The sequence below is a fragment of the Candidatus Bathyarchaeota archaeon genome (assembly GCA_026014585.1).
Taxonomy (GTDB): Archaea; Thermoproteota; Bathyarchaeia; order Bathyarchaeales; family Bathycorpusculaceae; genus Bathycorpusculum.
Window position 1 is genome coordinate 13,286 of sequence record JAOZIA010000001.1, and the last position, 17,410, is coordinate 30,695.

The following is a 17,410-nucleotide window of genomic DNA, read 5'->3' on the forward strand; positions in this document are numbered from 1 at the left end:
TGAGCCAAAAACACAGCGCACAGTGAAATCATTTGACAATGGCATCACTGTTGGAAAAGTTTTTGAGGCAAAGAAATTTGCCCTTAGACGTGGATTTTGGTTTAGAGCTTTAAGTCGGGTTGAGCGGGGCGTAGTAGACCTTACCGTGCGGTACGTAGACAGCATCAAAAGCACAAAGCTGGCCACAGTGTTGACGGCCATAATGCAAAAACTGAAGGTGGCTGCGGAAAGCGTTGTTGACAAGATGGTGAAGTCTGTTGGTTTTGTTCAAGCCCGAAAAATTAGTGAAATAGCTCTAAAGTGGGGTAATAGAGGCGCTTTGGAGTGGTCTTCTGACCGTGGGTTTGCACGGTACTTGGCTGTCATGAATATGAATGGGACGGGTTTCTTCAGGACCTGACTTCGCGAGTCTGTTTCTAAAATGGTGCAAGGCTACTCTGAGTCCGTTTCTATTTCCGTTCAGGCTTCAAGGGATGCTGTTTCCTTTGATGAAGTTACTGTTGTGATTCCTACCCTTAACGAGGAAAAGGCTGTTGGCAAAGTCATTGAAGAGCTAACCCTTGAAGGTTTTCACAATATCTTGGTTGTCGATGGCTATTCTAGTGATGGAACCGTTGAAGTTGCTAAGGTTAATGGGACGCAAATCATCTATCAGCATGGTTCCGGCAAAACAGGTGCATTAAAAACTGCAATAGAGTACGTTCAAACTCCTTATTTGCTTGTCATGGATAGTGACTTTACCTATGATTCTCGGGATATTCAACGACTTCTTAATCATGGGCGCAGTTACGCTCAAGTTATCGGTGCAAGAAGTCGCTCAAACATTAGTTTGTTGCACAGGTTTGGTAATTGGGTTATCACACGTACTTTTAACTTGTTGTTTGGTGCTGGTATATCAGACGTTTGTTCAGGAATGTATTTGCTTGAAACTGAAGTTGCAAAGGAGCTTGAGCTTAAATCAGGTGGTTTTCTGACAGAAGTTGAAATTGCCTCACAAATAGCCGCTGAACACAATGTGACAGAAGTTCCAATCAATTATAGGCAACGTATTGGTCAAGGAAAGCTTACAGCTTGGAATGGCTTTGGTATTCTTTTTGCTGTTTTGCGTATGGCGTGGAAATACAATCCAGTGTTATTGTTTTCAATGTTTTCTGCCTTAGCGGGTCTTCCCGCTTTTGCAATATTGGGTTGGGTTGCCTTTGAACAGTTAGTTGTCGGATTTTGGCATAGCGGTTGGGCTCTGATGAGCGTGATGCTGTTGCTATTTGCTTCACAGGCTGTTGCTGTTGCCACAATGTCTATTCTGATTAAGAGAACAGAGCAAAGAATATCTAGACGAATCACTCAAAATGCTCTGATTGAAAGATAAGGAATTTAATCAATCTTTTAAAGGTTTTATTCAATTGAGTATTTTAAAGATGCCTGAACAAATAACCCCTATAATTGATACTCAAGTCAATGAAAATAAAGTTTTTTTTATAGTTCTCGCCCGAGACCGAAGACATGTACGGAAAAAAATTGAAGAACTTAACTCGATGCATGTGCCTTTTGTTGTTGTTTGCGGGGAGCGCGTTCGTCATCCTAATATTGTGTATAGAGAAGCTTTCGGTAAGTGGGATGCCATTAATTTTGGTGCTAAGTTTATTCCGTCTCAAGCAGATGTTGTTGTAATGAACGATGTCGACACAAAAATACACTGTTTTGAGCGTGCTCTTCAGTATTTAGATTCAAAAACTCAAATAGTATATTGCCGAGTAGAAGTTTCATCAGGTCCTCAAGTGAAGTTCTATAGGATTGCTAATCCCATAAGAACTCGATTTCATATTTTTGCAAGCGGAGAGCTTTTGATTGTGAAAAGAAAGCTTCTTGAAAAAACTTTGCCCGTTCCTCCATGCATCGCAGAAGACTCATATATTCTCTTCAAAGCTCTGGAACTGGGATCCCATGCCCATTTCTGCACCGAGGCTTTTGTGACAACCAAAAGGACCGCCAACAGCGAACAAGAAGTAGCCTACAAAGGCAGAACAACCCTTGGAATTTACCAAGCATTAAGCTGCACCAAGCCAACATTAGTGATACGAGTATTCTACTTGCTACTTCCTGTGTTTTCACCGTTATTATCCATAGTTGGTCGTGACGGTGTGGCTTGGGCTAAAGGCATCAAGAAAGCAGTAAAAGCAAACGTAACAAAGGAACATCCTACAAAGTTCTGATTTGCAGTTCTTGAACTCATCTGAGATGAAAAAGGGGATAAAAATGTCAAAAGTTTGTGTTATTGGTCTTGGAAAAATAGGTCTACCTTTGGCTTTGCTTCTTGCAAAAGCTAACAACAGAGTAATGGGTGTTGATTCAAATACTGTTATGCTGGCTAATATTAGTAACAGTAATTTGGGTTGGCTGACCAGCGGTAACGAAAAAGAATTGCTTACACAATTGCTTGGTAAGAGTTTTTTCGTGACTTCCAATTTGTCTGCCGCTTTATCTGACTCTGAAACGATCTTTATTGCAATTGGTACCGGGGTAGGTCCAGACGGGGTCCCCGAACTTTCTAATCTTGAAAAACTGTTTGCTAAAATTTCTGTTGACTCCCATAATGTTAGGGGTCGATTGTTCGTACTCAAATCAACTTTGCCGATAGGTACAACACGCAGAATTGCGCATGCTTTAGAGGAGAGCACCGGTCTTAAGTGCGGCGAAGATTTTTTTATGGCGTTTTGTCCTGAACGGGTCCTAGGCGATAGAGCAATCGAAGAGATGGCATCGTTACCAAAAATAATCGGTGGTCTGGATAAGGAAAGTTCTATAAGAGCTGCTTCTATCTATTCAACCATTGGTGGAAAGATAATTGTTTTGAGCAGTCCTGAACGTGCTGAGATGGTGAAGTTATTAGACAATTCTTACAGGCAAACTCTCTTTGCGTTCGCCAATGACTTTGCTTTGTTAGCCGAATTATATGGAATCAACGCTTATGAAGTTATTAAGGCTGCCAATGATAGTTATCCTAGAAATAACATCCCCTTCCCATCTGGAGGAGTAAGTGGATATTGCTTAACAAAGGATCCCCTTTACCTAGAAGCTTCTTTTAAGAAAATTTCTTTACATAGAGGTTTTCCGTCAGTCTGGTTTTTTGCTCGAAAGTCTAATGACTACATGACTATTCACATGATTGATCTGCTGAAAAAGAAACTCGATTTAGTTGGGAAAAAATTGACTGATTCAAAAATTTTGGTTTGTGGTATCACATATAAAGAGAATACTGACGATATACGAAATAGTCATGGTCTTGACATCGCTAAGAAACTTAGAGATGAGGGCGCTACTGTGCTTTTGTGGGATCCAAACGTTCATATTGAAATTGACGGGTTTCAGATGGTCACGAATTTAGGTGATGCGCTGGAGTGCTTAGATGCTCTAATTTTCACGGTAAGGCATCGAGAATTCGTTCAATTGGATGCTGTTTCTTTTTCAAGTTTAGTCAAGAAGATGTGTACCCCTATTATAATTGATGGTTGGGGTATGTTTCAGAGGTTCATCGGTGACAAGGTCGTTCATTACGCTGGCGTCGGGTTGCCAGAAAATGAGGAAGATGCCTGAAATGAAGATAGCTCAAGTATGCCCTAGATATGAACCGTACATAGGGGGAGTCGAGACTCACGTAAAACAGATCAGCGAACGATTAGTAAGGATCGGTTACGCAGTTGAAGTATTGACGACTGATTCTTCGGGTCAGTTGCCATTACGCGAAGAAATCAATGGCGTAATTGTTAGGCGGTTTAAGGCGTGGTCTCCGAATGAATCCTATTATTTTTCTAGACACATGCAAAGATACTTGGTAGAAAACTCAAAAGTATATGATCTAATTCATGCGCACAGTTACCATGCATTCACAACATATTATGCTGCGCAGGCGAAGAAAGGTGGTCGCCTTGTTTTTACACCGCGCTATCATGGAGGTGGACACACTTTCTTCAGAAATTTGCTCCATAAACCTTACAAGCTGATAGGAAAAAAGGTTCTTAAAGATTCGGACAAGATAATTTGCCTGTCCCAGTATGAAAAAAGCTTGTTACTTTCTAATTTCAAAGTAGATGAAAGAAAAGTTTTGGTGATTCCCAACGGTGTCGTTAAAAGTGGGGTCACCGATTATAGAACTGGCGCGAGAGAAAAAAACCTCTGTAAGAAAATTCTTTGCGTATCCAGAATTGAGAAGTATAAGGGAATCCAATATGTAATCAAAGCTCTTCCAAAGGTGGGAAAAGATGTACATTTGGAAATAGTTGGTAAAGGTCCCTACAAGCGTGACTTGGTTAACCTTGTACATTCAATGGGTCTTGAGAATGAGGTAAGTTTCTATCAAGGTCTGAAAGAAGAAGAACTTGTAAATATGCGGTCTACGGCGAGTGTTTTTGTATTGTTATCCCAGCATGAAGCCTTCGGGAATGCAGTTGCTGAAGCTCTATCTTCAACAATTCCTTGTATAGTAGCTAATGTGTCGGCCTTGCAAGAGTGGGTTGATAACAGAATTTGCTATGGGCTAGAATATCCGATTGATGTTGGACAGTTAGCAAACCTGATAAGTGTCTTGATTGAAAAAAGGGTGACTCCTACTAATTTGTATGCATGGGATGATACTGTAAACGAACTTACTGAGGTTTATGAGAACATATGACCTGCTTTGGTCCCTGTTTGTTCTGCCTTTGTTGTTTTATGTTAAGTTCGTCTCCACTTTTTGATTTAATTTAAAATAGGCTGGCGCTATTTTAGCGGCTCATACGTCAAACACTGTTTATTCCGGAAAATATGTTGAGTGATTTTAGTGATTAAATCTTCAAAAGCTTTAGTTATTTTAAGTTTTTTCGTAATTGCTTTTTCTTCTATCTCCATTATAACTACACCCGTTATTGATGAGGTACTTCCCCCGAGTACATTCTTTTTTGCTCAGCATCTTTCACCTTTTTATTGGTTAAGTGTTGCCTTATTGTTAGCTCTTTTATTACTCAGGTTGAAAATTTCCCTCTCCACAAAAAAGCAAAGGTTGATTGATGTCTTTTTAATTTTTTCTCTCGTACTTATCGTATACGGGACTCAATCTTTTGTATACGAACAACCACTATATCAAGACACTTATATCCATACATCAGCTGCGCTTAAGATTCCGCTTCGTGGTGGTCATACTCCTGCACCGTTAAGCATGATGGCTGCCTCGAATGAACCTGGAGGTTATATTTTCTTTTCATTTTTCCTACAAATAACCGGTTTGGACTCTTTGCTTTTTATGCGCTACTATCCCTTGTTGATATCGACAATAATATTACTGTTGTTATATGTTGCTTCTTTTAAACTAGTGAATACGCGTTTTGCTATTATAGCGCCTTTTTGTTTCACAGCATTTATGTCTACTCGAGTATTTCATGTGTATCCCGGCAATTTAACTTACGTTTTTCTAATTATATTTATTATTTTTGCTTCAGATACAATTAGAGTGCCTGAAAAAGAAACGCGCCCAATTTTGCTATTGCTTGTGGGGGCATCAACAATAACGTATATACTTGCAACTCCGCTTCTATTATTTATCTCACTTCTTTTCTTAATTCCCTTAAAAAGTTATGTTAGAAAGAGAAACATCATCTTTCCGGTATCTATTCTTATGATTTGGGGTTCATGACTAGTTTATTTAGGTCGAGGTTCTTTTAAAGCAGCTTTCACCTTGCTTGGTAGGGCATTGGTTGAGCATACATCAACATTACTGCCTATCATCGTATCTTCTTCTTCTTCATATCTACGAGTTATACCTCTTATGATAAAAAATTTCATGACTATTTTTGTAGTGTTAAGTGGGCTATTGCTTGTAATTCTTACTTTTGTTGCCGCAAAGGAGGTGCCAAGTGATAAGCGGAAGCTGCTTCTTGTAGGCGGTAGTTTTATCGGCTGTTATCTGCTTATAGCATTGTTTATGCCAATAACTTCTGAGCCAATTACTCGTTTCTACTGTTATTCAGTTATACCTTTCGCTTTACTGGTTCCGTTTTATATCAACAAAACAAAAGAAGTTGGGGTAAAATCAAAGATTCCGAAAGTACGCTTGAATCAGTTATTTACGTTTGTTCTTTTAGTTTCAATGATAGTTTTCATTTTTATTGCGCCGATAGTACGAAACGATAATGACTCTGGTGTTTATGCTCCCTCATCTTCATTGCAAGGTGCTAATTACGTTATCGGAAAAATTAATGGCCCCGTTATTTGGGTGAGCCTGCATTTGCATTTAATAGAGTACGAATCTTGTAGAACTAACGTGCTTCTGGAAGGTTATATGGATTATCAGAAAAATATGTATGGCGATAGTTTTACTTCATTATTACGTCGCCCATTTTTTCCAGATGAAAATGTAGTGATGGCAGCTTTTGATAAAACTGAAATAACTACTTTTAATGCTGTACTGTTTAATGATTATGAAGATGCTAAAATGGTGATGCAGGGATATGCTAATTATAGTGACGCAAGAATTTTATATGAAAAATACATTTTACAAAATTTGAATGGGGTCTACTCAAGTGGCTCAATAAGAGCTTACGTTAAAGGGGATTAATGTAAAATTCTGTAAACCATAGTTATACTTCAGCGCGTTACTTCTCAGTAATTCAAAGGCGTTTTATGTATCGATTACTTTATATCAGTAAAAAGCAAATCTTCTATACTGAATGGTGTAGATTTATGAAGATACTTTGTGGAGGCGCACCAACTGGTTTTTCAGGTAATGAATGGGGTGTGATGAGGCGGTTTGAAGTTTTGATGAATTTTTACTCGTTGAACGATAAGGTGATCTTGGATTTAGGCTGTGGAGTTGGTGCATATAGCAAGTTCGCTAAAGCATGTAACGCTGATCTTGTAGTTGGCTTCGATATGAATCGAAAATATCTTTTAAAGGCTAAAAGTTGCGAAAGGATTAATGCTGCTGGACAGGCGCTCACTTTTAAGGATTCAAGTTTTGATGTTGTCTTAATGGTTGAGGTACTTGATCATTTACCCTTTGAGGAAAAAGCCGTAAAGGAAGCAAAGCGTGTCTTAAAAAGGAACGGTGCGTTGTTAATAACCGTTCCTAATAAGTTTTTCCCATTTGAGACTCATGGTATGCGAATAATGTCGACAGAAATAAGGAACATTCTCGGCATAGGCATACCGTTCCTTTCTTGGATGCCTTTGTTGTTAAGAAATAAGATTGAACGTGCAAGAATATATACACAAAAAAGACTGCTGAACTTGCTACGTGAACAAGGGCTTGAGCCTGTAATTGTTGATTACATGATGCCTCCCTTGGATGGAATGCGTAATCAAAGGATTGCGTCTTCTTTAAGAAAACTTTTGCGCAAAGCTGAAGCAAGTGCCTTTAGATATTTTGGGTGTCATATTATTGTTGTAGCTGTAAACATTTAAAAGGAAGTTTTCTTTGCAAACCATTTAAGTACCGCTTTAGTGCCGTGAGTTTTGTAGTTCAGGCGCTGGTTTGAATTAGTAGTCATAGAACTGGTTAGATTTTACTGTTCCGTATTCGTTAATAACTTACTGTTTATGTTATCGTACAACTTAGGTACTTGCTTGAAATTTTCAGTGTTGGGTAAAAATACCTTTCATTAATTCTTTCATTAATTAAAACTTTGCCGGTGTTCTAAATTGTAATAGTTAATGTTTTTATGGAAAAGTTATGTCAAGTTCACACCTGGATTCTTAGTATAGCCCGTTTTTCGGTGGTGCTCTTTCTCACTTGTTACTGGATTTCAGCTAAATTGAAATGCCCCCAACCGCGCAAGATAAGTTGCCTTCTATTCTTGGCAAAACGCTTCTCCTTCCGAATCCTCCACTCTCCTGCAATGTTCTGAGTTCTCAACATTCATGTTTTCAATAGCCAACTCCATGCACAACATGTTTATTCTTGCGCATGAAACGCTGTACGCCTTCACTTTTACACCGCTCATAATTTACTAATCCCCCAGGAGCAACCGGGAAACACATACAGATACTTACTTTTACCATTTAAGAATTGTAACTTTCTATCCAAGAAAGCGGCGTTGTCACGCTTGACAAGCTTTAACGTCCTTTCAATAAATTTTTCTTGTTTATTTGCCACCGAAAAAGTCACAAGCAAATACGAATGCCTATTCACGGCAGTGGTAGCCTCAGCAATTACTTGTTTAAAGGAGCAGGGTCTTCGTTTAAGTGTTTTTCTTTTTTCCAACAAACATGTATAACTCATCAACATACTGCAACAAACCAAATTCTCCTCAGTGTCACTCTCACCGCGCGCTCAGCAATGTTCAACAGTAATAACCATATTGTCTTGATGGTTGACCAGTAAGTCACCGCTCACTGCTTCTCACTCCGTTTTTCTCAACAAGATATTTGCTTATGCTTAGTATTTCAGGTTCTGGGGCGGGCTTTCTGTACGTTGAATTGCCTTTGCTTCCATGAAGTACGTGTCGCAGTTAAGGCAGTAATGGCATTTTGGTAACTGTGCTATTTCCTGCTTTTGATCTGTCTTTTCCGTTCTTTTGTAGGTAGAATCTGCAACTGGTTTTTGGTAGACTGCCTACACTTTACTTCTTGAAATTGTCCTTCTTCCACAAAAGAAAGTTAGTGAACTACGCGACATACACTAAACATTTGACCTATCATTTAGGGTACTTCCAAGTATTTTTAGGTGGGTGATTCATAAATCATTGCATCTGTCACGATATCGCGTATTAATATTTCAATCGTCGATTTACTTAGCATCTTGAAGGGCCAACAGTTGGCGGAAAGTATAACTATCCCAATCGCAATTTGAAAAATAAATAAAAACCAAAGTTTCGCTAACTCAACAGTGTTCTGGAGTTGAAGTACCGATGAGTGTCTCGAAAATTTCGCTTAATTTGTGTGTCTCATGTGAGATTTGTTATGTCGCTTGTCCTCAGGGGGCCATTACAATGGAGTATAAATGTGGGCAGTTCCTTCCCAGAATTGATGAATCAAAGTGCAACGATTGTGGTTTTTGTATGAAAGTTTGCCCCGGAATTAGTCAAAACTTGAAATTTAGAGAAAACACTCGGTTTGAAGAAGATTTAACTGGCTCCTTTCAGAAAATTTATTCTGCTTGTTGTCAGGATCAAAATATTAGACGTAACTCGGCGAGCGGTGGAGTTATTACACAATTAATTGTTAAGCTGCTGGAGGCGGGTGAGTACGCTGGCGCCTTCGTTCTTCAGTTTGATACTTTTACTGGCTCTCCTGCCAGACTCAAATTAACTAAAGAGATTGACGTTGTCTTAAATGCTGCAAAATCTAAGTACATCCCAGCGTCTGTCTATAACGTGATTAAAACTTTGGAGAAAGAACGCCGTCCCAATTATATCATCGTGGGTACCCCTTGTCAAATATTAGGTATCAAAAAATATGTTAGTTACAAAAATATAAGCTGCGAGAATCTTCTCTTTCTTGGATTATTCTGCGACAGTACATTGAACTTCAATATAGTCCGTTATCTCGAGGATGGGTATTCTAAACGGACTGAGAAATTAATAAAATTTGATTTTAAGAACAAAGAGGTTGGTGGGTGGCCAGGTCACACAAAGCTATATTTAGATTCGAACAGAAAAGTTATAGTTCATAGAAATGAACGAATTAAAGTTAAAAAATTCTTTCAGCTAGAACGATGCCTCTATTGTTCAGACAAACTAAATCAGTTAGCTGACATATCATTGGGTGATTGCTACATAAAGTGGTGTCAATTACCCGAAAGTTCAACAGTTATAGTGAGAACTTCTAAGGGAAAAAAAGTTTTCGATAAATATGCTGATCTGTTCAATTTAATCGAATTGAATATGGAGGCAGTCACAAATTCTCAAGAGATTTCTTTGAAAAAAAAGAATTTAGAATTCTCAAAGTCAATGATTAATGAGAACGGTTTCTTTTTAGGTGGTTACTCAGGTCAAATTGAGGAAAAAACTAAAAAAGATCTTTTGAAACTGAAAAAATATGTTGAGTTTGGGCAAAAGTATAAAATTCGGAAGATGAAGCTCTCAAACCTTTTGTTTGGTGCGAAATTTTATTTTGAACTTTTTAAAGACGTAATAAAAATTGCTGCAATTTTTTTTTCTTTTTTCAGTAACAGGGGTAATACTCTCAAAACAAGAGGTGGTCGAAAAGGCAAAAACGTGATTATTATTGGAGGGGATTTATCCGAGAATATGGGTGCGCATGCAATGACTTTTGTCGTAGTGGACCAGGTGAAGAGAAGGTTTCCTGATAAAGATGTTTATTTATTTTCTACTAGCACTTTTGAGAAAGATGCGTCGAAAAAAAGCTTATTCGCCTTCAAAATCATGCCTTGGGGCTTTGGAACTAGGTTAAATCTGCTTAGCTCTTTTTATCCTCTGAAAAGAGAGCGTTTATCAGACGTTTGGATAACACAACTTAATTATCAGGATAACCTGAGAGCGATAATAGAAAATGCTGCTTTTTTTATTGATGTGAGCGGATACAGCTTATTCTCCAATAAGTTTAGCTCTTTTCTATCTTTTAATATATGCTCCTATAGCTATTTATTGAATATAGTTGTTGCCAAGAAGTTCGGTATTCCATTTTATGTTTTTCCACAATCTTTTGGGCCGTTTGATTATCCGTTGTGGGAAAAGTTGCTCCTCTATCCCTTAATGTGGAAATACCTTAAATATCCGACAAAGATTTTCGCTAGGGAGCATGAAGGTATGACATATCTGAGAAAGTTTACGTGTAAAAATGTGGAAAAAAAGAGTGATTTAGTTTTAGTTGCTGGAGAATACGACCAGTGTAATATATTTAATAAGCAAATTAGTTCATCTGTTATGACAATTCCTAAAAATTCTGTAGGTATAATTCCCAATATGAAGCTTGTAAAACGTGTTGGCTCTGTAAAAGTTTTCTGTGTATATGATTCCTTAATTAAAAAATTAGTTGATTCTGGTAAGAGAATTTTTCTACTATCGCATGCTCAAATGGATCTGTCGTTGTGTCAGGAAATAAAGAAACGATATTGTAATGAGGATAACGTTCAGCTAATTACTGGTGACTTAAATGTACTGGATGTAGAGCAGATAATATCACAATTTGATTTTATAATTGCATCGCGTTATCATTCTATTATACTTGCTTACAAGAATGGTGTTCCCGTTCTCACAATGGGGTGGGCAACAAAATACTTCGAGTTGATGAAAGATTTCAATCAAATAGACTACTTTTTCGATTTCAGAAAGGTCATTGAAAACGATGCTATTATTAAAAGTTTGAATAAATTGATTGAAAACCACGAATTTGAACGAGTTATCATAAAATCAAAAATAGATCAATTGGAGAAGAATACGGCTTTTAATGCTTTAAATATTGATTAAATGATTTGGCTGCTTGCGTTTTGGGTTATCTAATATTTTTTGCTCTGAGTTGAATTACGGATTAACTCACATAATATGTGGGTTTTATAGCTAGGCGTTACGAGTAGATTAAGAGCGCGCCGTCAAAATTCAAGAAACACTTCACCCAGTCTCAATTCCGTACTTTTACAGAACACAACTCAGCTTTATCAACGCATTATGAAAGCGAGGAGAAATGCACAGAGAACGACTCAACGTTAAATACCTGAATTTCCTCTTTAATGTACTTTCCTTAAGGAACATATGCCAAGGGCAAAGAGGTCTGTTTGGCTTTGGGATTCCATGTATACGTGCCTGATGTTATTGCAAAGTGCCGAATGCGTGGGCAGTTCGGGTAAGCGAAATCAAAAGCATCAGAATGATAATCTTTGAAGGAAGGGGCATAGTTTGACGTGATTTTTGATGTGTTACTTTCAGAAGGTTATTTCTTTGAAATTGTGGTAAATGGCCTTTTTTTTTATCAAACCTTTGAGGCAGATATGTTCATTCCACAGTTTATTATGCCATCTGTACTGGCTGACGCGAAGGCTGACACTAGGTCTGTTTATTCTCTATCCGAAGACTTGGTCGGCTTTGGTGTTGAGGGGTTGATGTGTCATATGTTGGAGGGCCATCGGATAGCCGACTTCTATAGGGCGGCTATTGCTTTAAGTTTTAGTTGAGTACAGCCCTCAGTTGCCAAATGGTGGATTTGGAAGAGGACAGTAGTAGCCGTCATCTGCCAGAACATATTGTACCTCTAAATCCTCTATAGATGAGCTTCTTCAAAAAAAGCCAGTTATAATGGATGCCCAATGTAAATATGGCTTTCAGGGTAGACCGAGGTGGTTGGCGACAACATGAATCTTAGTCTTCTAAGTAGCCTCTCGGAGGTAACCCCTATTTAGCTTCCATGTCAAAAATGTCCACAGCGGTGTAAGAGTCACCAGTGCATCGTTGAAACACACGTTTGGGTTTGGGTGAATGTATGTGTTTTTCCTGACGGTTGCTTCCAAAATGTTGTAGCAAGCCACCAGCAGCAACCGACGGTGTTTTTTGTATAACGCATTTTACAAGCCTATTTTTGAGGGCGCGGCGGTGTTTTTGAAGTTTTTTTTTCAACGCGGGTGCCGTTTTAGCGTTCTTATAGACGTAGAGTATGATTCTGAGGTTTACCAGTTGCCTGTAGTCCGGGTTTTCTGTTTCTTTGGTTTGCGTTGAAACCAGTATTTTGTTAACGAAAAGCTTGGCTGCTTCACAGGTCTACATGGAGACAAATAGTGCGTTTTGAAAATGTAAAATTACACACAATTCCGCAAAATATAAATAGTTACTCTTTTTTTACCATGCAATAAAAATTAATTTGATAGAAACTGTGGGGGGACTCTTATTAAATGTGCAGGTTGTAGAAAAAAAATCTTTTGTGACAAGAAAGGGAGTTGTCTAGTAAATCAGTCGAGGCAAGGTGGTGATACTCGTTAATTTGAATGTCAAGCAAAAACCGAACAAAACGTTAATGTCTGCAGTTCCTGCATATAAAGTAATCTTTCATAAACACCGTGCAAAAATTTTTGCCTCTTTCATCAATTCGTTTTCAATACATGAAACAGATATTTGCTTAGACATTGGTGGGGTTTCAAAAGGCTTTGAACCGTTAAGTTCTTATTGTGAATGCATTAACATTAACTTGCATACAAACCAAAAAAGTGATCAATGGGAAAACGTGATAGCCGATGCGCGATTCCTGCCCTTCAAGAATAAATCAGTGGACTACGTTATTTCTAATTCAGTAATCGAGCACATAGAAGGTGGCGCAGAAAGGTTTAGCAAAGAATTGCGCCGAGTTGCCAAGAATGGCTATTTCATTTCCTGCCCCCATTACTATACATTTGTTGAACCACACTATTTCATGCCTTTTTTCCAATTTGTGCCTGAACAAGCAAAAAAATTTCTAATTCTAAAACTGGGGCTAAAGATTGGTCACATGAACAAGAACAACTACGAGGTAATAATGCTCCCTAAACCTGCCTACTTAAAAACCATATTTCCCAATGCGACCTTACGTTTCTTGAATCTCTTTTGTTTACCATTTGATGTTATAATTCTTGAAAATAAGCTGTGATAAACTTTGTTCTGCACGAAAAAGGGTACTTCTTTGCTATGTTGTTTGCTTCTGCAAGATTAACATATAATCCTTCGCGTGGTTTTATGTAGTTGTTGTTAAGCCTATGTAAGCTCTCCGGGGCTTCCTAACACGGTCAAGATTAAATACGCGTATGCTTTATGAAAAACCTCAACTTTGCCGTAGGCAGTTACTGGCTAGTGCTCGCGGTAATATCGATCTAACTCTCTGTCCAACTCCCTTCACTTCTGCACCCATATTATAGCAAAAGGTAAGGCATTTTCTAAATATGGCACAAATATCTTTGGCATCGTAGTAGTCACTTATGAAACCAAATTATCAGAAAAGAGCAATCGCCATTGTTCAGCTTGGGCCCCAACCTGCTTCAGCGTCATTTTATTTGAATAGTAATATTGTGGTTTGGCGATGTCTTGTTAAGAAGTTCATACCCTGCTGTGTAGCTTGATAAACCTCTTTCCCATTACAACCTGTTTTTTGAAGTAGATCGTTTTCTGATAGGACTTTTAGGAATTTTGTTAGTTGGGGTTGATGTGGGTTTTAATTAATATTTGATTTTTTTGCCCCTGTTTTGGATATGTTGGTGATTTGGGCTAGTATACTAAAGCTTGCCCAAGTTTTTGATTGATTCTTCGTCTTTAAAGCTAATCATATTCACTCACCTGTTATTTTTCGATAAAGGGACACATATATTAAAATCATGCTTCCTAATTCAAAAGTTTTTTTCATAATATTTCTGAAAGCGTAATATCACAAATAATGCATATGTTTTCTAAAGCAAATTATTGTGTCTTCGTTAAAAGACTCGGGTTACAGTGCGCTAAAAAATTGTTGATTATCTTTATATCATTCGATGAACATTAGCAACAAAAATCTGTGTAGAGAAAGGCACATTAAAAGAAGCGTACTATCATGGTGGATAAATTAACCAGAATAACCGAAGATTTAGCCCGTAGCGGGTTCTTTATGTTTTCGGGAACTTTCTTATCCTCTGTGATTCTGGCAATTTCTGTTGTGTTGGTGGGTAGGTTTCTAGGTCCTGAATTATACGGTCAATACAGTCTTGTTACTGTAATTCCTGGCCTTTTGTTACTCTTCACAGATCTCGGGATTAAAGCTGGAATTACAAAATTTGTGGCTGCCTTTCATTCAGAAGGAAAAGATGCAACTGCTGCACTTATGATTTCTCATGGGTTGCTCTTTCGTTTAGGACTCGGTTTTGCATTCTCTGTTTTTAGTATATTTTTTGCTAATTATTTCGCACTTTTAATTAATAGACCTGACCTTACATTTTTAGTCCAAATCGCCTCAGTTTCATTGGTGTTTCAAATAATATGTAATACACTTAATTCTGCTTTTGTGGGATTAGATCGATCAGAATATTATGCTTTAGTATCGAACACTCAATCGATTTTAAGAACAATATTGCAGGTTACATTAGTTATCATGGGGTTTGGAGTAACTGGGGCTTTAATTGGTTACATTGGTGGTTTTATAGTTACATCGATATTTGCAGTTATGTTATTATATTTCACGTTTTTAAAAGATACTTTCAATTCTGAGAGTGGCTCTTTAAAGGTGAGTTATTCGAGTTCTTTTAGACTTTTAGCTCACTATGGTATGCCTATTTATGTCTCTGTGGTTTTGGTTGGTTTTTTCCCTCTTTACCAGCAACTTATTCTTGCTCATTTTGCATCGGATACACTTATTGGCAACTTTAGGGCTGCATATAATTTTGCAATGTTGTTAACTCTTATTCTTACAGCGATTTCAACTGCACTTCTTCCGGCTTTTTCGAAGTTGGAAGCCTCACCCAAATTGGTTAATGCCTTTTTCAAAAGAGCAAATAAATACACTAGCTTGGTGATGATCCCTATTACAACTTTGGTTATCCTTTTCTCTGAGCCAATTGTACAACTACTATATGGATCCGATTATACATCTGCTCCGCTGTTTTTGTCGCTTAATTGTTCACTTTTTTTTTCTTGTTGGTATAGGTTATCTTACTTTAACAAGTGTGTTTAATGGATTAAGTAAAACTCGTTTAACTATGAATGTTACCTTGATTAATTTTATAATCTTACTCGGTTTATCTCCTATACTTGCTCAGGCATACGGTGTTATTGGAGTTATATTGGCGTACTTAATTGCAGGGGCAATCGCTTCTCTATATGCAGCACTTATTGCAGTAAAGCAACTTAAACTTAGTTTTGATTTTAAATCGCTGCTACTTATTTATTTGCTGTCTGCTGTTTCCAGTTTTCCTTCTTTGGCTCTGTTGTTCTTAACTTCGCTTAACTCCTTGGTGGTTTTGGCTTTTGGAATATTTACGTATTTGGTTGTCTTTGTTACTTTAATGCCTTTGATGCATGTTGTGAATAAAGAGGAACTTCAAGAATTAGCCAGAATAACTGGAAGAATACCGCTTTTAAAGTTTGTGACTACTCCTATTTTCAAGTACCAGCGCAAGTTGATGCTCGTGTTTGATTCATAAATTTTGAAATATTTTTGAAAAATGCGGTATTTTTAATTCGTGAATATTTAGAAAATTTGATTTATGGGTCTGGTGGACCTATCAAGCTATTTGGGTGCGATTAAATAAGCTTATAAAAAAACTGGCAGAATACCTGCCGCGGTAGCGGCAGGATGAATGCGTCCACAAATTCTGTCTTTTCAATGCTCTGATAGGTCTGTCACCATTGGAAGAGGGGGTGATAGATCTGGAAAAGGCGAGGACTTTGGTTAATGTTTTTAAGTGTGTTTCTGCCAAGTTGTTGTTTGAGGAGTTTTTTAGGCTTAAGTTGCGGTTTTGGGGTGGGCATTTGTGGTCTGAGGGTTATGCTGTTCGCACTGCAGGCGTTGTTACCAGTGCCAAAATTGAGGAATACATCAATCGGTCTTAAGGATTAGTGGATGCTCGCCTCGGAAGAGGCGAGTCGTTCACTTTGACCATTTTGGCTACAGCGTTGCCTTTTATCGTGCCTGGTCTGATCGCGTGGTTGCTCTGACGCCGCATGTCCATTTTGTTTCGTTCTCACGCTCTGTTTTCTCTGCATCAAGCACTCTTGTGTAAGAGATGCTTATGTTCGAACCCAAGTTCTTCATGCGGGCTCTAGGGTTACTTCTATAACGTAGTGTATCAAGTTCTTTTCTCTGTTTTTCATGAGTTCCACTTGAAGTTGCGGTATGAATATACGTCCGTCTTTTCCCATCCGCGCATAAAAGGTCTGTATGTTGCCCCAGACGTTTACTGCTTTTGTGGTGACTTTGAGGATTTGGTTGGGTTCCATTTTGAATTGCCAACGTATCAGCTTTGGAACCTGGACTCGGTTGCCTCTCTGCAGGGGCGTTTGGAAAGTGACTTTTTGAGTAAGAGGCAAACCAGAACACCCATCCTTTTGCTGACGCTTAACGACTTCTATTGACGTCTAACGACGTTTACTGACGCAACCTGCAACCAATTTAAGCTTTATCTCAAAAAAACAACCCAACAAAACAGCAAAAACAACCGTTCTACTTCTATCAAAACAAAATCTGATTTTAGTAGTCAAAGTCATCTAAATCATACGCAAGATACTTTGCTGCTCTTATTTTTTCTTTATTGTCAATTCTCTTAGCCACAATTCCAAATAGAACATCTTGAGGCAATTTTTCAACAAATTTAGCTTTAGAAACTAAATGTTCTAGACATCTGAGGGAGTCACTGTACTTTAGTTCTTGCCATTTAATCTCAAAGACATATGTGGCTTTTTTACTGTTTCCTATGAGGTCAATTTCATACGTGTCTTTTCCTTTCTCTGCTTTCGGAATTTTCCCCCATTGCCTATTAGCTTTGGACAAGCTCAGTTTCGAAACA

At 38.0% G+C, this 17,410-nt stretch carries 17 protein-coding genes; 13 read left to right on the forward strand and 4 right to left on the reverse strand.

The window, feature by feature from the left end; genetic code table 11:
* The first annotated feature begins 22 nt into the window (after positions 1-22).
* The 8 genes from NWF01_00090 (at position 23) to NWF01_00125 (ending at position 7,431) form a co-directional block, all read left to right on the forward strand.
* The gene (locus NWF01_00090) at positions 23-400 is read left to right on the forward strand and encodes a hypothetical protein (protein MCW4023422.1); all 378 of its coding nucleotides are present in this window, start codon (positions 23-25) and stop codon (positions 398-400) included.
* A 21-nt stretch (positions 401-421) separates the two neighbouring features.
* Positions 422-1,369 carry a glycosyltransferase family 2 protein gene (locus tag NWF01_00095; GenBank protein MCW4023423.1) on the forward strand — a complete coding sequence of 316 codons (948 nt, stop codon included), beginning with the start codon at positions 422-424 and terminating at the stop codon, positions 1,367-1,369.
* Positions 1,359-2,213 (forward strand): hypothetical protein, encoded by an 855-nt coding sequence (locus tag NWF01_00100; protein MCW4023424.1) that lies wholly within the window; start codon positions 1,359-1,361, stop codon positions 2,211-2,213. The genes NWF01_00095 and NWF01_00100 overlap by 11 nt, the downstream gene beginning before the upstream one ends.
* Positions 2,214-2,256: 43 nt before the next feature.
* Positions 2,257-3,594: a nucleotide sugar dehydrogenase gene (locus NWF01_00105; GenBank protein MCW4023425.1), complete on the forward strand. Its 1,338-nt coding sequence runs from the start codon at positions 2,257-2,259 to the stop codon at positions 3,592-3,594.
* Positions 3,578-4,669 carry a glycosyltransferase family 4 protein gene (locus NWF01_00110; GenBank protein ID MCW4023426.1) on the forward strand — a complete coding sequence of 364 codons (1,092 nt, stop codon included), beginning with the start codon at positions 3,578-3,580 and terminating at the stop codon, positions 4,667-4,669. The genes NWF01_00105 and NWF01_00110 overlap by 17 nt, the downstream gene beginning before the upstream one ends.
* Positions 4,670-4,816: 147 nt before the next feature.
* Entirely contained in the window at positions 4,817-5,665 is an 849-nt protein-coding gene (locus NWF01_00115) for a hypothetical protein (GenBank protein MCW4023427.1), read from the forward strand.
* A 147-nt stretch (positions 5,666-5,812) separates the two neighbouring features.
* On the forward strand, positions 5,813-6,586 hold the full coding sequence (locus NWF01_00120) for a hypothetical protein (protein MCW4023428.1): 774 nt from the start codon (positions 5,813-5,815) through the stop codon (positions 6,584-6,586).
* 125 nt (positions 6,587-6,711) lie between these two features.
* Entirely contained in the window at positions 6,712-7,431 is a 720-nt protein-coding gene (locus NWF01_00125; protein ID MCW4023429.1) for a methyltransferase domain-containing protein, read from the forward strand.
* Positions 7,432-7,817: 386 nt separating this feature from the next.
* On the opposite strand, the gene NWF01_00130 is transcribed toward NWF01_00125, so the two are convergent.
* Positions 7,818-7,970, reverse strand: a complete 153-nt coding sequence (locus tag NWF01_00130) for a hypothetical protein (protein MCW4023430.1) — start codon at positions 7,968-7,970, stop codon at positions 7,818-7,820.
* A gap of 906 nt (positions 7,971-8,876) precedes the next feature.
* Between NWF01_00130 and NWF01_00135 the strand changes: the two genes are divergently transcribed.
* Together NWF01_00135 and NWF01_00140 are read left to right on the forward strand one after the other, a co-directional pair.
* Complete coding sequence (locus tag NWF01_00135) at positions 8,877-11,396, forward strand: polysaccharide pyruvyl transferase family protein (GenBank protein ID MCW4023431.1); 2,520 nt, start codon at positions 8,877-8,879, stop codon at positions 11,394-11,396.
* Positions 11,397-11,827: 431 nt separating this feature from the next.
* Positions 11,828-12,097: a hypothetical protein gene (locus tag NWF01_00140; GenBank protein ID MCW4023432.1), complete on the forward strand. Its 270-nt coding sequence runs from the start codon at positions 11,828-11,830 to the stop codon at positions 12,095-12,097.
* Between the two features lie 217 nt (positions 12,098-12,314).
* Here the strand turns inward: NWF01_00140 and NWF01_00145 are convergent, their stop codons facing one another.
* Positions 12,315-12,536, reverse strand: a complete 222-nt coding sequence (locus tag NWF01_00145; protein MCW4023433.1) for a hypothetical protein — start codon at positions 12,534-12,536, stop codon at positions 12,315-12,317.
* A gap of 394 nt (positions 12,537-12,930) precedes the next feature.
* Between NWF01_00145 and NWF01_00150 the strand changes: the two genes are divergently transcribed.
* The 3 genes from NWF01_00150 (at position 12,931) to NWF01_00160 (ending at position 16,048) form a co-directional block, all read left to right on the forward strand.
* Positions 12,931-13,536, forward strand: a complete 606-nt coding sequence (locus tag NWF01_00150; GenBank protein ID MCW4023434.1) for a class I SAM-dependent methyltransferase — start codon at positions 12,931-12,933, stop codon at positions 13,534-13,536.
* Positions 13,537-14,466: 930 nt separating this feature from the next.
* Positions 14,467-15,579, forward strand: a complete 1,113-nt coding sequence (locus tag NWF01_00155; GenBank protein ID MCW4023435.1) for an oligosaccharide flippase family protein — start codon at positions 14,467-14,469, stop codon at positions 15,577-15,579.
* A complete protein-coding gene (locus tag NWF01_00160; protein MCW4023436.1) occupies positions 15,479-16,048 on the forward strand; it encodes a polysaccharide biosynthesis C-terminal domain-containing protein in 570 nt (189 codons plus the stop codon). Before NWF01_00155 ends, NWF01_00160 begins: the two co-directional genes overlap by 101 nt.
* A gap of 607 nt (positions 16,049-16,655) precedes the next feature.
* Here the strand turns inward: NWF01_00160 and NWF01_00165 are convergent.
* Both NWF01_00165 and NWF01_00170 read right to left on the reverse strand, forming a co-directional pair.
* A complete protein-coding gene (locus tag NWF01_00165) occupies positions 16,656-16,934 on the reverse strand; it encodes a hypothetical protein (protein ID MCW4023437.1) in 279 nt (92 codons plus the stop codon).
* 160 nt (positions 16,935-17,094) lie between these two features.
* On the reverse strand, positions 17,095-17,410 hold a 316-nt coding region (locus tag NWF01_00170; GenBank protein ID MCW4023438.1), incomplete at its 5' end, for a hypothetical protein.